The 11,789-nt window shown below is 72.9% G+C and carries 14 protein-coding genes; 10 read left to right on the top strand and 4 right to left on the bottom strand.

The genetic code is table 11. The features are described from left to right. Positions 1–8: 8 nt before the first annotated feature. Positions 9–740, top strand: coding sequence for a DUF2567 domain-containing protein (locus ACFC02_RS04315; RefSeq protein ID WP_376351947.1), 732 nt, complete (start codon positions 9–11; stop codon positions 738–740). A 40-nt stretch (positions 741–780) separates the two neighbouring features. Here ACFC02_RS04315 and ybaK read toward each other — a convergent pair whose 3' ends face one another. The 4 genes from ybaK to ACFC02_RS04295 form a co-directional block, all read right to left on the bottom strand. Beyond that, the gene (ybaK, locus tag ACFC02_RS04310; protein WP_376351944.1) at positions 781–1,284 is read right to left on the bottom strand and encodes a Cys-tRNA(Pro) deacylase; all 504 of its coding nucleotides are present in this window, start codon (positions 1,282–1,284) and stop codon (positions 781–783) included. A 60-nt stretch (positions 1,285–1,344) separates the two neighbouring features. Continuing rightward, on the bottom strand, positions 1,345–2,085 hold the full coding sequence (locus ACFC02_RS04305; protein ID WP_360962906.1) for an LON peptidase substrate-binding domain-containing protein: 741 nt from the start codon (positions 2,083–2,085) through the stop codon (positions 1,345–1,347). Between the two features lie 50 nt (positions 2,086–2,135). Beyond that, positions 2,136–3,332 (bottom strand): hypothetical protein, encoded by a 1,197-nt coding sequence (locus tag ACFC02_RS04300; protein WP_376351940.1) that lies wholly within the window; start codon positions 3,330–3,332, stop codon positions 2,136–2,138. A gap of 148 nt (positions 3,333–3,480) precedes the next feature. Further along, positions 3,481–5,061, bottom strand: coding sequence for an oxidoreductase (locus tag ACFC02_RS04295; protein ID WP_376351937.1), 1,581 nt, complete (start codon positions 5,059–5,061; stop codon positions 3,481–3,483). 203 nt (positions 5,062–5,264) lie between these two features. On the opposite strand from ACFC02_RS04295, the gene hisD reads away from it, so the two are divergent. The 9 genes from hisD (at position 5,265) to ACFC02_RS04250 (ending at position 11,724) form a co-directional block, all read left to right on the top strand. Next, positions 5,265–6,590 carry a histidinol dehydrogenase gene (gene hisD / locus ACFC02_RS04290; protein ID WP_376351934.1) on the top strand — a complete coding sequence of 442 codons (1,326 nt, stop codon included), beginning with the start codon at positions 5,265–5,267 and terminating at the stop codon, positions 6,588–6,590. Next, entirely contained in the window at positions 6,587–7,705 is a 1,119-nt protein-coding gene (locus ACFC02_RS04285; protein ID WP_376351931.1) for a histidinol-phosphate transaminase, read from the top strand. The genes hisD and ACFC02_RS04285 overlap by 4 nt, the downstream gene beginning before the upstream one ends. Continuing rightward, positions 7,702–8,295 (top strand): imidazoleglycerol-phosphate dehydratase HisB, encoded by a 594-nt coding sequence (gene hisB / locus ACFC02_RS04280; RefSeq protein WP_359066188.1) that lies wholly within the window; start codon positions 7,702–7,704, stop codon positions 8,293–8,295. Before ACFC02_RS04285 ends, hisB begins: the two co-directional genes overlap by 4 nt. A 5-nt stretch (positions 8,296–8,300) precedes the next feature. Continuing rightward, positions 8,301–8,459 carry a hypothetical protein gene (locus ACFC02_RS04275; RefSeq protein ID WP_360962891.1) on the top strand — a complete coding sequence of 53 codons (159 nt, stop codon included), beginning with the start codon at positions 8,301–8,303 and terminating at the stop codon, positions 8,457–8,459. Position 8,460: 1 nt separating this feature from the next. Beyond that, positions 8,461–9,108, top strand: a complete 648-nt coding sequence (hisH, locus tag ACFC02_RS04270) for an imidazole glycerol phosphate synthase subunit HisH (RefSeq protein ID WP_360962889.1) — start codon at positions 8,461–8,463, stop codon at positions 9,106–9,108. After that, positions 9,108–9,836 carry a bifunctional 1-(5-phosphoribosyl)-5-((5-phosphoribosylamino)methylideneamino)imidazole-4-carboxamide isomerase/phosphoribosylanthranilate isomerase PriA gene (gene priA / locus ACFC02_RS04265; protein WP_376351926.1) on the top strand — a complete coding sequence of 243 codons (729 nt, stop codon included), beginning with the start codon at positions 9,108–9,110 and terminating at the stop codon, positions 9,834–9,836. The genes hisH and priA overlap by 1 nt, the downstream gene beginning before the upstream one ends. Next, positions 9,833–10,246 (top strand): RidA family protein, encoded by a 414-nt coding sequence (locus ACFC02_RS04260; RefSeq protein WP_376351923.1) that lies wholly within the window; start codon positions 9,833–9,835, stop codon positions 10,244–10,246. The genes priA and ACFC02_RS04260 overlap by 4 nt, the downstream gene beginning before the upstream one ends. Next, entirely contained in the window at positions 10,243–10,998 is a 756-nt protein-coding gene (gene hisF, locus ACFC02_RS04255) for an imidazole glycerol phosphate synthase subunit HisF (protein WP_360962880.1), read from the top strand. Before ACFC02_RS04260 ends, hisF begins: the two co-directional genes overlap by 4 nt. Before the next feature lie 135 nt (positions 10,999–11,133). Beyond that, positions 11,134–11,724 carry an ArsR/SmtB family transcription factor gene (locus ACFC02_RS04250; protein WP_376351919.1) on the top strand — a complete coding sequence of 197 codons (591 nt, stop codon included), beginning with the start codon at positions 11,134–11,136 and terminating at the stop codon, positions 11,722–11,724. The last annotated feature ends 65 nt before the right edge of the window (positions 11,725–11,789 follow it).

The following is an 11,789-nucleotide window of genomic DNA, read 5'->3' as shown; positions in this document are numbered from 1 at the left end:
ATGACAGGGTGACCGCTCCGTTGACTCCTCCCACGCCGCCGAACCGGCGGCCCGCCCAGCCCTCCGAGCCCGCCCGGCCCGGCGGCGACGCGCAGCCCCCGGCGCAGCCGCCCGTGGAGAGCGCGCCCGAGCAGACCCCGCAGGCGCCCGCGGACGGCGCGGGGACGGCTGGAGCGGTGGACGGACAGGACGGCCCCGGGATGAAGACCGAACTCCGGGAGGCCGCCGTGGTCACGGTGGCCGTGGCGCTCGGCGGTGTCCTGCTGGGCCTCCTGTGGCTGTGGCTGGCCCCGCGCGTCCCCCTGGTCGGGAACGTCACCGGGAACAGCTGGGTCGTCTACCTCAAGGACACCGAGGGGGAGCAGGCGATCGGCGTCGACGGAACGTTCACGCTGCTCGCCCTCGGGCTCGGGGTGCTGAGCGCGGTGGTGGTCTTCCTGCTGCGCAAGCGCGGGGGAGTGCCCCTGGTGGTGGCCCTGTGCGTCGGCGGGCTCCTCGGCTCGCTGCTGGCCTGGCGGCTCGGCGTGTGGCTCGGCCCCCAGCAGGACGTCGTCGCGCACGCCAGGGCCGTGGGCGAGGGGAAGACCTTCTCGGCCCCGATCCGGCTGGGCGCCAAGGGCGCGCTGCTGGCCTGGCCGCTGGCCGCCCTCGTGGTGCACCTCGCGCTGACGGCCCTCTTCGGCCCCCGCGACCCGGACCCGTACGACCAGGAACCCCACGAGGGGCCTTCCCCGGCCTAGGCAGGAGGCGCGAGCGGCAGGGGGGAAAGGCCCGGGGCCCTCAGGTCCGTCCGATCGGGGCCAGTACGGCGTCCGTCAGCCGGGCCAGGTCCGCCGGTGACAGTTCGACCTCCAGGCCCCTGCGGCCCGCCGAGACGCAGATCGTGTCGTGGGACGACGCCGAGGCGTCCAGGACCGTGGGGAGCTTCTTGCGCTGGCCCAGCGGGCTGATGCCGCCGCGCACGTAGCCCGTGGTGCGTTCGGCGAGGGTCGGGTCCGCCATCGCCGCGCGCTTGCCGCCGACCGCCGACGCCAGGGCCTTCAGGTCGAGGGAGCCCGCCACCGGCACGACGGCCACCGTCAGGGCGCCGTCGACGTCCGCGACCAGCGTCTTGAACACCCGGTCCGGGCAGACGCCCATCGCCTCGGCCGCCTCCTCGCCGTAGGACGGGTGGGCCGGGTCGTGGTCGTAGGAGTGGACGGTGTGGGTTACGCCCGCCGCGCCCAGGGCCACGGTCGCGGGCGTCCCCCCGGACTGCTGCTGCTTCTTCGCCTTCTTCGCCATGCGTCCCCGGTCTCCTCGTGCTCGCCGTTCGCCCTGTCCGCCCCGTCGCCCCGCGTTCCCTCAGTTGAAGCTCGTGGGGCCGCTCGTCAGGTCCGCGGACGGCAACGACGGCAGATTACGGATGATCGCGGTCTCCGAGCGAAGGAGCCTCAGCTCGTCCCGCAGGCGCGAGGAGGTGTCCGGCGCCTGGAGCAGCCGCTGCTTGGTCGGGATGTCCAGCACCATCGCCGCCGCCACCAGGTACGACACCACGCTCGGCTCGTCCGGCAGTTCCGCGCCCGTGGCCAGCGACCGCTCCCGCGCGCCGGCCAGCCGCTTCTGGTACTGCCGGAAGGACCGCAGCACCCCCTCGGCCAGCGGGCCCGCCTCGTCGCCCGGTTCCTCGGTCAGTTCCTCCAGCTCGGCGGTGAGGAACGGCCCGGAGGCGTCCACCGACAGCAGCCGCACCCGTGTGGTGCCGGTCGCCAGCACCTCGAAGGTCCCGTCGGCCCGCTCCCGTATCGTCGCCGCGTCCGCCACGCAGCCCACGCCGTGGAGCGCCCTGGCGGGGTCGGGCCCGAAGCCGGCCGCGGGGCCGCGCTCGGGCAGTGCGGTCGGATCGGGCATGCCCGGAGCGCTCGGGGCCACCTCGTGGCCGTCGCGGATCGCCACGACGGCGAACCGGCGCGGTTCGTCCTCGGGCGTCTTCAGCAGAGCGCGCAGCATCGCGCGGTAGCGCTCCTCGAACACGTTCAGGGGCAGCACGAGCCCCGGGAACAGCACCGAGTTCAGGGGGAAGAGGGGAAGCCGGACGGTGGTCACGGCGCAAAAGCCTAATGGCCGCGCGCCCCGGCCCGTCCGCCGCGCCCGGTTCAGGGGGTGCGCGCGGCTCTGGTGAGCGGGACGGAGCGGACGTCGGCGCGCACTTCCAGGAACAGGCCGAGCGGGTCGTCGGAGAACCGGTCCCAGGGGAAGGAGGTGGCGTACGGGCCGATCAGACGCAGCTGGACGAGCGCGTCCTCGTGGCGGTCCAGGCACACCAGGACGTACGTGAGCAGGTTGCGCAGCTCCGCGTGCCGGGGCGTCGCCGCCGGGACGAGGGCGGACAGCGCGATCGCCCGGTCCGCCGCCGCCTCCAGCCGGGAGCGCTCCACCCAGGGCCCGCCGCCGTCGGCGAGGCAGGCGAAGGCGACCCGCGCCGGCAGGCCCTGCACGAGGGCGTCGGCGGGGGCGTCCTGGGCGGCCCGGTCGGCGAAGTCGAAGCACTCCCGAAGCGAGCCGTGCGGTGCATGGGGTCCGTGCGGTGCATGGGGGCCGTGCGGCGCACGGGAGCTGTGCGGTGCGTGCGAGCCGTACGGTGCCCAGCAGCCCTGCGGTGCTTGGGAGCTGTGCTGGGGCGCGTGTGCGCCGCGTGCGGCGTGGTGTGGTGCGTGTGGCCTGTTTGAGCCGGGCCCTGTGTTCCCCGGCGGGACGCAGCAGACGGTGGCCAGGTACCGCAGGGCGGCCACGTGGCAGCCGTGGTGGTGCGGGGCGCGGCGCACCGCGGCGGCCCACAGCTCCTCGAAGTAGCGGTGCCCGGCGCGGCTGCCGCGCGCGTGGTCGAGCGCGACCCGCCAGGGCACCGGGTCCCGGTCGTCGGCGCGGGCGGCGGCGGTGATGAGCGGGCCGGCCTCGCGCAGCAGCTCTGCCCTGGCCGGTGAGGGCCAGGCGCGGTCCACGGCGAGCTGGGCGGTGAGCAGCAGCGCGTCCGGGTCGCCGGGTGCGGCGGCGCGCCAGGCGTCCAGCCACTCGCCGCGGGCGGCCGCGAACGCTGCCAGGCGCCGCGTATAGCCGTCGCGGTCCTCCCACTCCGCCCGCTCCCGGGCGCGGGCGAGCAGGTGCGCGGCGGGTCCGTAGGCGCCCCGCGCGGCGGCGACCAGGGCCGGGCCCAGCCGGTCGTCCGGCGCGTCGAGGAGCACCTCGTCGTCGGCGGCCAGGCCGGCCGGCGGCGGCCCGGTGGCGGGGGCCGGGGTTCTGGTCATCCGGGTGGGGCGGATGAAGGGGGGCAGCAGAGCCATGGTGTCGACCATTGAAAGTCCGCAGGTCGCGGCGCGCCAGAGGGCCGGAGCAAGCCGGGGAAAGTTGTACGGCGACCGGTCAAGGTCAGGCAAAAAGGTGAGTGTTCAACAATTGTTCGGGCGGTGTTCACATGTCCGGACGGCACCGTCGCCGCCGGGGTCACCTGCGGCGCAGCAGGCGGGTCGCACCCGCCGCCACCGTGGTGGCCAGCGTCCAGCCCAGCAGGACCATCGCCGCCGCGAGCCACTGCCAGAGGCCGTCCAGCTGCCACTGGCTGGCCTGGCCGAAGTCGACGACCGGGAGCAGCAGGTCGAGCGCGTACAGGGCGGGGTTCCACTGCTGCTGGGCGCCGCCGGGGCCGGGCGCGGGACGACCGGCGTGCGCGAAGGCGAGCGACCCGGCCGCCCACAGCACCGCCATCCACAGCGCGGCCCTCCCCGGCCGGTACCCGTAGGCCACGGCCCCGTCCTGCACGTACCCCCACAGCCGGGCCGCGGGCGGCAGGGTCTCGCGCCGGCGGCGGTGCTTGGCGAGCAGCACCTCGCGCGCGTCCTCGTCCTCGCCGGCCTCGCGCAGCACCGCTGCCAGCCGCTCGTACGGCTCCGGGTTGTACTCGGCGGTCGCCGCCGCCACCCAGTCCAGGCGCTCGGTCAGCGGGAACGGGCCGCGCGGCACGAGGTTCTCGTAGACGAAGCCGCCCATGTGCAGGTTGCCGGGCCCGGGCCAGCCGGCCGCCCGGTCGACGAGGGTGGCGATCCGCGCGCCGGACAGCACCACCTGGCCGCGCGGCGGACGCTCCCCGAGAAAGCGCAGCTCGGGGGCCTGCACCCGGCGCAGGGACAGCGCCTGCTCGTCGGTGAAGGAGAACCGGGCCCCCTCCAGGTCGACGGCCTCCCCGAACCGCCCGTCGTCCAGCCGCAGCCCGCCCTGGCACGCGAACGGCTGGATCCGCGTCCCGCGCGCGGGAGTCACCCCGCTCAGCAGCGGGGCGCCGAGGGCGGCCGGGGTCAGGTAGAGGGTGCGGCCGACGGTCAGCTGGGGCGCGTTCAGCGCGAAGCGCGTGTAGGGACTCGTCACCTGGGCGCCGCGCAGGCTCACGGAGGCGCCCACCTTGGCGCCGCGCATGCTGACCTCGCCGTGCGCCCGGAGCAGCTCGGCCTGGAGGTCCTGGCCCACGATCAGCCCGTCGGCGGCGATCGACCGCCCGGCGCGGTCGTGGTGCACGCTCGCCTGGTTGAGCAGCAGGTCCGTGCCGATCCGCGCGTCGGTGAGCCGGATGCCCGCCGGGAAGCGGCAGTGCGGCAGGTGCAGGTCGCCCTCGGTGTGCACGCGGGCGGCCTCCAGGCGCGGCACCGCGCAGTCCACCATGCGCACGGTGGTGAAGCGGGCCTCGGGCAGCAGCACCTCGTTCTCGAACCGGCAGCCCATCAGCTCCACGTAGGGCACCACCGTGCCCCCGGCGAGGTCGAGCGTGCCCGTGATCCGCAGCCCGGTCAGCTTCAGGGACGAGACGCGCCCGGCGAGCGCGGGCGGTCCGTCCAGCAGCAGCCAGCAGACCACGCGCGCGCGTACGCTCCGCTCGGGCCCCCAGGGGTGCGGGCCGTGCGGGTCGTCCACCGCCGCGTCCCCGCTGCGCAGGTCGTACACACTGCCGTTGCGGAAGGCCTGCCACATCCCGGCCTCGACGTCGGTCAGGTCGTCCGGCAGGTCCCCGGCGCGTCTGCCGGTCCCCTCGGTCACGGTTCTTCCCTTCTTCCCCAGCTACTCGCTGGTTCGGTCGTTTTGTACAACCGGTGATGCCCGTTGTGTGACGGTCTGAACGCGGAATGTGAAGGTGATCTTCCGACTTGTCGCAGAAGGCCGGAACCGTGCGTTCCCAGGTTCTGTATCAGCCATTGATACAGGCGGACGGTGCCCGAGCGCGGTCTGAGAGAATTGGAGACGTGATCTCCCGAATCGATCTGCGCGGCGACGCCCTCCCCGAGGGCCCCGCCCTGCGTGACCTGCTGCCCCGAGCCGACTTCGACGTCTCGGCCGCCCTGGAGAAGGTGCGTCCGATCTGCGAGGCCGTGCATCATCGTGGCGACGCGGCACTGATCGACTTCGCCGAGAAGTTCGACGGGGTACGACTGGAATCGGTGCGGGTTCCGGCCCGGGCGATCGCGGACGCCCTGGAGCGGCTGGACCCGGCCGTGCGCGCCGCCCTGGAGGAGTCCATCCGCCGGGCCCGCCTCGTCCACCGCGCCCAGCGCCGCACCTCGCACACCACCCAGGTCGTGCCCGGCGGCTCGGTGACCGAGAAGTGGGTCCCGGTCGAGCGCGTCGGGCTGTACGCGCCCGGCGGCCGGTCGGTCTACCCGTCCTCCGTGATCATGAACGTCGTACCCGCCCAGGAGGCCGGCGTCGAGTCCGTCGCGCTCGCCTCCCCGGCCCAGGCCGAGTTCGGCGGGCTGCCCCACCCGACGATCCTCGCCGCCTGCGCCCTGCTCGGCGTCGACGAGGTGTACGCCGCGGGCGGCGCCACCGCCGTCGCGATGTTCGCCTACGGCACCGAGTCCTGCCCGCCCGCGAACATGGTCACCGGCCCCGGCAACATCTGGGTCGCCGCCGCCAAGCGCTACTTCACCGGCCGCATCGGCATCGACGCGGAGGCCGGCCCGACCGAGATCGCCGTCCTCGCCGACGCCACCGCCGACCCGGCGCACGTCGCCTCCGACCTGATCAGCCAGGCCGAGCACGACCCGCTGGCCGCCGCCGTCCTGGTCACCGACTCCACCGACCTCGCGGACGCCGTGGAGAAGGAGCTGGAGCCCCAGGTCGCGGCCACCAAGCACATCGAGGACCGCATCCGCCCGGCCCTGTCCGGCCGGCAGTCCGCCATCGTGCTGGTCGACGGCCTGGAGGAGGGCCTGAAGGTGGTCGACGCCTACGGCGCCGAGCACCTGGAGATCCAGACGGCCGACGCCGCCGCCGTCGCCGAGCGCGTGCGCAACGCGGGAGCCGTCTTCATCGGCCCCTGGGCGCCCGTCTCGCTCGGCGACTACGCCGCCGGTTCCAACCACGTGCTGCCCACCGGCGGCTGCGCCTGCCACTCCTCGGGCCTGTCCGTGCAGTCCTTCCTGCGCGGCATCCACATCGTCGACTACACCCGCGACGCCCTCGCCGAGGTCGCCCACCACGTGGTGACGCTGGCGGAGGCGGAGGACCTGCCCGCGCACGGCGCGGCGGTCAAGGCGAGGTTCGGCTGGAAGGTACCCGAGAGCAAGTGAGCGACGTGAGGATCGACGATCTTCCCGTACGGGACGAGCTGCGCGGCAAGTCCCCCTACGGCGCCCCCCAGTTGGACGTCCCCGTACGGCTGAACACGAACGAGAACCCCTACCCGCTGCCCGAACCGCTCGTCGAGCGGATCGCCGAGCGGGTACGGGAGGCGGCCCGCGACCTCAACCGCTACCCGGACCGGGACGCGGTCGAGCTGCGCACCGAACTGGCGAAGTACCTGACGCGGACCGGCGGCCACCCGCTCGCCGTCGAGAACATCTGGGCGGCCAACGGTTCCAACGAGGTCATCCAGCAGCTCCTGCAGGCCTTCGGCGGCCCCGGCCGTACCGCGATCGGCTTCGAGCCGTCGTACTCGATGCACGCGCTCATCGCGCGCGGCACGGGCACCGGCTGGATCTCCGGGCCGCGCCGTGAGGACTTCACCATCGACCTCGCCGCCGCCGAGCGGGCGATCGCCGAGCAGCGGCCCGACGTGGTCTTCATCACCACCCCCAACAACCCCACCGGCAACACGGTCGAGGCGGAGACGGTCCTCGCGCTGTACGACGCGGCGCAGGCGGCGAAGCCGTCCATGGTGGTCGTCGACGAGGCGTACGTCGAGTTCAGCCACGGCCGCTCCCTGCTGCCGTACCTGGCGGGCCGGCCGCACCTCGTCGTCTCCCGCACCATGTCCAAGGCGTTCGGCGCGGCCGGGCTGCGCCTGGGCTATCTGGCCGCCCACCCCGCGGTCGTGGACGCCCTCCAGCTGGTCCGGCTGCCGTACCACCTCTCGGCGATCACCCAGGTCACCGCACTGGCCGCGCTGGAGCACACCGACACACTGCTGAAGTACGTCGAGCAGCTGAAGGCCGAGCGGGACCGGCTGGTCACCGAACTGCGCGCGATCGGCTACGACGTCACCGAGTCGGACGCCAACTTCGTCCAGTTCGGGCGGTTCGCCGACTCCCACACCGCATGGCGGCGGATCCTCGACCGGGGCGTCCTGGTCCGCGACAACGGCGTACCGGGATGGCTGCGGGTCAGCGCCGGCACCCCGGACGAGAACGACGCGTTCCTCGATGCGGTGCGCGACCTCAAGAAGGAACAGGAGCAGAGCGGATGAACCGCGTCGGGCGCGTGGAGCGCACCACCAAGGAGACCTCCGTCCTGGTCGAGATCGACCTCGACGGCACCGGGAAGACCGACATCGCCACCGGCGTCGGCTTCTACGACCACATGCTCGACCAGCTCGGCCGGCACGGCCTGTTCGACCTGACCGTGAAGACCGACGGCGACCTGCACATCGACTCCCACCACACCATCGAGGACACCGCCCTCGCGCTCGGCGCCGCCTTCAAGCAGGCGCTCGGCGACAAGGTGGGGATCTACCGCTTCGGCAACTGCACGGTCCCGCTGGACGAGTCCCTCGCCCAGGTCACCGTCGACCTCTCCGGCCGCCCCTACCTCGTGCACACCGAGCCCGAGAACATGGCGCCGATGATCGGCGAGTACGACACCACGATGACCCGGCACATCCTGGAGTCCTTCGTCGCCCAGGCCCAGGTCGCCCTGCACGTGCACGTGCCCTACGGGCGCAACGCCCACCACATCGTGGAGTGCCAGTTCAAGGCGCTGGCCCGGGCCCTGCGGTACGCCAGCGAACGCGACCCGCGCGCGGCCGGCATCCTGCCCTCCACGAAGGGCGCCCTGTAACCGCCATGAACAGCTTCTCCACCATCCTGATCGTCCTCGGCCTCTTCCTGGGCGGCGGCGTCTACTCCTTCGCCAAGCAGAAGATGCCCACGAGCCTGATCGTGCTGCTGTCCATCGGCGCCGCGATGTGCATCTTCGCGGGCGTGCTGCGGCTGGAGGTGTGACGTGGGCAGCCCCGCCGCCAAGAAGGTCGTCGTCTTCGACTACGGCTTCGGCAACGTCCGCTCCGCCGAGCGGGCGCTCGCCCGCACCGGCGCCGACGTCGAGATCACCCGTGACTTCGACGCCGCGATGAACGCCGACGGCCTGCTGGTACCCGGCGTCGGCGCCTTCGCCGCCTGCATGCGCGGCCTCAAGGAGGCCCGCGGGGACTGGATCATCGACCGCAGGCTGTCCGGCGGACGCCCCGTCATGGGCATCTGCGTCGGCATGCAGATCCTCTTCGCCCGCGGCATCGAGCACGGCGTCGAGGCCGAGGGCCTGGACGAGTGGCCCGGCACGGTCGCGCCGCTGGAGGCCGACGTCGTCCCGCACATGGGCTGGAACACCGTCGAGGCACCCGCCGGCTCCGAGCTGTTCGCCGGTCTCGACGCCGACGCCCGCTTCTACTTCGTGCACTCCTACGCCGTCCAGGACTGGCGACTGGAGGTGCACAACCCGGCGATGCACGCCCCCAAGGTCACCTGGGCCACCCACGGCAAGCCCTTCGTGGCCGCCGTGGAGAACGGCGCCCTGTGGGCCACCCAGTTCCACCCCGAGAAGTCCGGCGACGCCGGAGCGCAGCTGCTGAACAACTGGATCGGAACCCTGTGATGGCTTCGAAGCTCGAACTCCTGCCCGCCGTCGACGTCCGCGACGGCCAGGCCGTCCGCCTCGTGCACGGCGAGTCCGGGACCGAGACCTCCTACGGTTCCCCGCTGGAGGCCGCCCTCGCCTGGCAGCGCTCGGGTGCCGAGTGGCTGCACCTGGTCGACCTCGACGCCGCCTTCGGCACCGGAGACAACCGCGCCCTGATCGCCGAGGTCGCCCACGCCATGGACATCAAGGTCGAGCTGTCCGGCGGCATCCGCGACGACGACACCCTCGCCGCCGCGCTCGCCACCGGCTGCACCCGCGTCAACCTCGGCACCGCCGCCCTGGAGACCCCCGAGTGGGTCGCCGGCGTCATCGCCGAGCACGGCGACAAGATCGCCGTCGGCCTCGACGTACGCGGCACCACGCTGCGCGGCCGCGGCTGGACCCGCGACGGCGGCGACCTCTACGAGACGCTCGCGCGCCTGGACAAGGAGGGCTGCGCCCGCTACGTCGTCACCGACATCGCCAAGGACGGCACCCTCCAGGGCCCCAACCTGGAGCTGCTGAAGAACGTCTGCGCGGCGACCGACCGCCCGGTGGTCGCCTCCGGCGGCGTCTCCTCGCTCGCCGACCTGCGCGCGCTCGCCTCTCTCGTGCCGCTCGGTGTCGAGGGCGCCATCGTCGGGAAGGCCCTGTACGCGAAGGCGTTCACGCTCGAAGAGGCCCTGGAGGAAGTGTCGTCATGACGTCCGATGCCGTACGGCGCGTGCAGAGCGGAGTTCCCTGGGAAGAGACGTTCGGATTCGCACGGGCCGTCGCGGCGGGCGACCGCGTCCTGGTGGCGGGCACCACCGCCTTCCGGGGCGAGGTGCTGTACGGGGAGGGCGACCCGTACGAACAGGCGAAGACCGCCTTCACCAGCGCGATCGAGGCGATCGGCGAGTTCGGGCTCGGCGCGGAGTCCGTGATCCGGACCCGTATGTATCTGAGCCACGCCCGGGACCTGGACGCTGTGGGCCGTGCCCACAAGGAGCTGTTCGACGCGGTCCGCCCGGTGTCGACCCTGCTCGTCGTGGAGGGGTTCGTCGACCCGCGCGTCCTGGTCTCGGTGGAACTCGAAGCATTCAGAGGAAAATCGAAGGAGCCCGATTCATGACCCTGGCGGTCCGAGTCATCCCCTGCCTGGACGTGGACAACGGCCGGGTCGTCAAGGGCGTCAACTTCCAGAACCTGCGCGACGCGGGCGACCCCGTCGAGATGGCCAAGGTGTACGACGCCGAGGGCGCCGACGAGCTGACGTTCCTGGACATCACCGCGTCCTCGGGTGACCGGGAGACGACCTACGACGTCGTGCGCCGCACCGCCGAGCAGGTGTTCATCCCGCTCACGGTCGGCGGCGGCGTCCGTACGGCCGAGGACGTGGACCGGCTGCTGCGGGCGGGCGCCGACAAGGTGGGCGTCAACACGGCCGCGATCGCCCGGCCGGAACTGATCCGGGAGATCGCCGAGCGCTTCGGCCGCCAGGTGCTGGTCCTGTCGGTCGACGCGCGCCGCACGGCTGCCGGTTCCTTCGAGGTGACCACCCACGGCGGTCGCCGCGGCACCGGCATCGACGCGGTGGAGTGGGCGCACCGGGCCGCCGAGCTGGGCGCGGGGGAGATCCTGCTGAACTCCATGGACGCGGACGGCACGAAGGACGGCTACGACCTGGAGATGATCGCGGCCGTCCGCAAGCACGTCACCGTTCCCGTGATCGCCTCCGGCGGCGCCGGCCGGCTCGCCGACTTCCCGCCGGCGATCGCGGCGGGCGCGGACGCGGTCCTCGCGGCCTCGGTGTTCCACTTCGGCGATCTGCGCATCGGTCAGGTCAAGGAGACGCTGCGCGAGGCCGGTCACCCGGTGAGGTGACCTCTGCCGAGGAGGGCCCCGGCTGCGCCACGGGCGGCCGGGGCTTTTTCACGGTCAGACCCGCAAGGAAAGTTGCGCAAGATTGATTGCGCAATATCTGTTGTGCAATTTTTCTTGTGCATCTACTCTGAGGGCATGCCGGAGAGAGAAAGAGACCGCAGGATCCAGGACCTGGGCACGCTGAAGGCGATCGCCCACCCGCTGCGCATGAACCTGTACCGGGCGCTGACCATCGCCCGTACGGCGACCGCCTCCCAGCTCGCCGGGCAGGTCGACGAAGCCGTCTCCCTGGTCAGCTACCACCTGCGCAAGCTGGCCGAGCACGGCCTCATCGAGGAGGCCGAACCGCAGACCACCGACGGCAGGGAACGCTGGTGGCGCCCCGCCACGGACGGCGTCAGCATCCATGACGAGGACTTCTCCGACGCCCCCGAGAAGGCGGCCGCGCACACCGCCGCCAGCCGTCTGTTCTTCGAGCAGCGCGCCGACATGTACCGCCGCTTCCTCGACGAGCGCGCCCACTGGGGCGCCGCCTGGAACGCGGCGTCCGACTCCGCCGAATGGCTTCTCAAGCTCACGCCGGACGAACTGACCGAGCTGTCCCGGCGCATGTACGACCTCGTCCGCGAGTACGAGGAACGCGGCCGCGCCGCCGTCACCGCCGGCGACACCGGAGGCCGCGAGAACGTCGCGGTCCACACGTACGCCTTCCCGTTCCGCACCTGAACGGCCCGGGGCGCACGCCCGGACGGCCCACGGTGTCCGGTGTCCGGTGACCGGTTCTTGACCGC

The sequence above is a fragment of the Streptomyces sp. NPDC056160 genome, from assembly GCF_042268205.1.
Lineage (GTDB): Bacteria > Actinomycetota > Actinomycetes > Streptomycetales > Streptomycetaceae > Streptomyces.
Note: the sequence above shows the minus strand (reverse complement) of the source record. Positions and strands in the feature narration are given on the sequence as shown.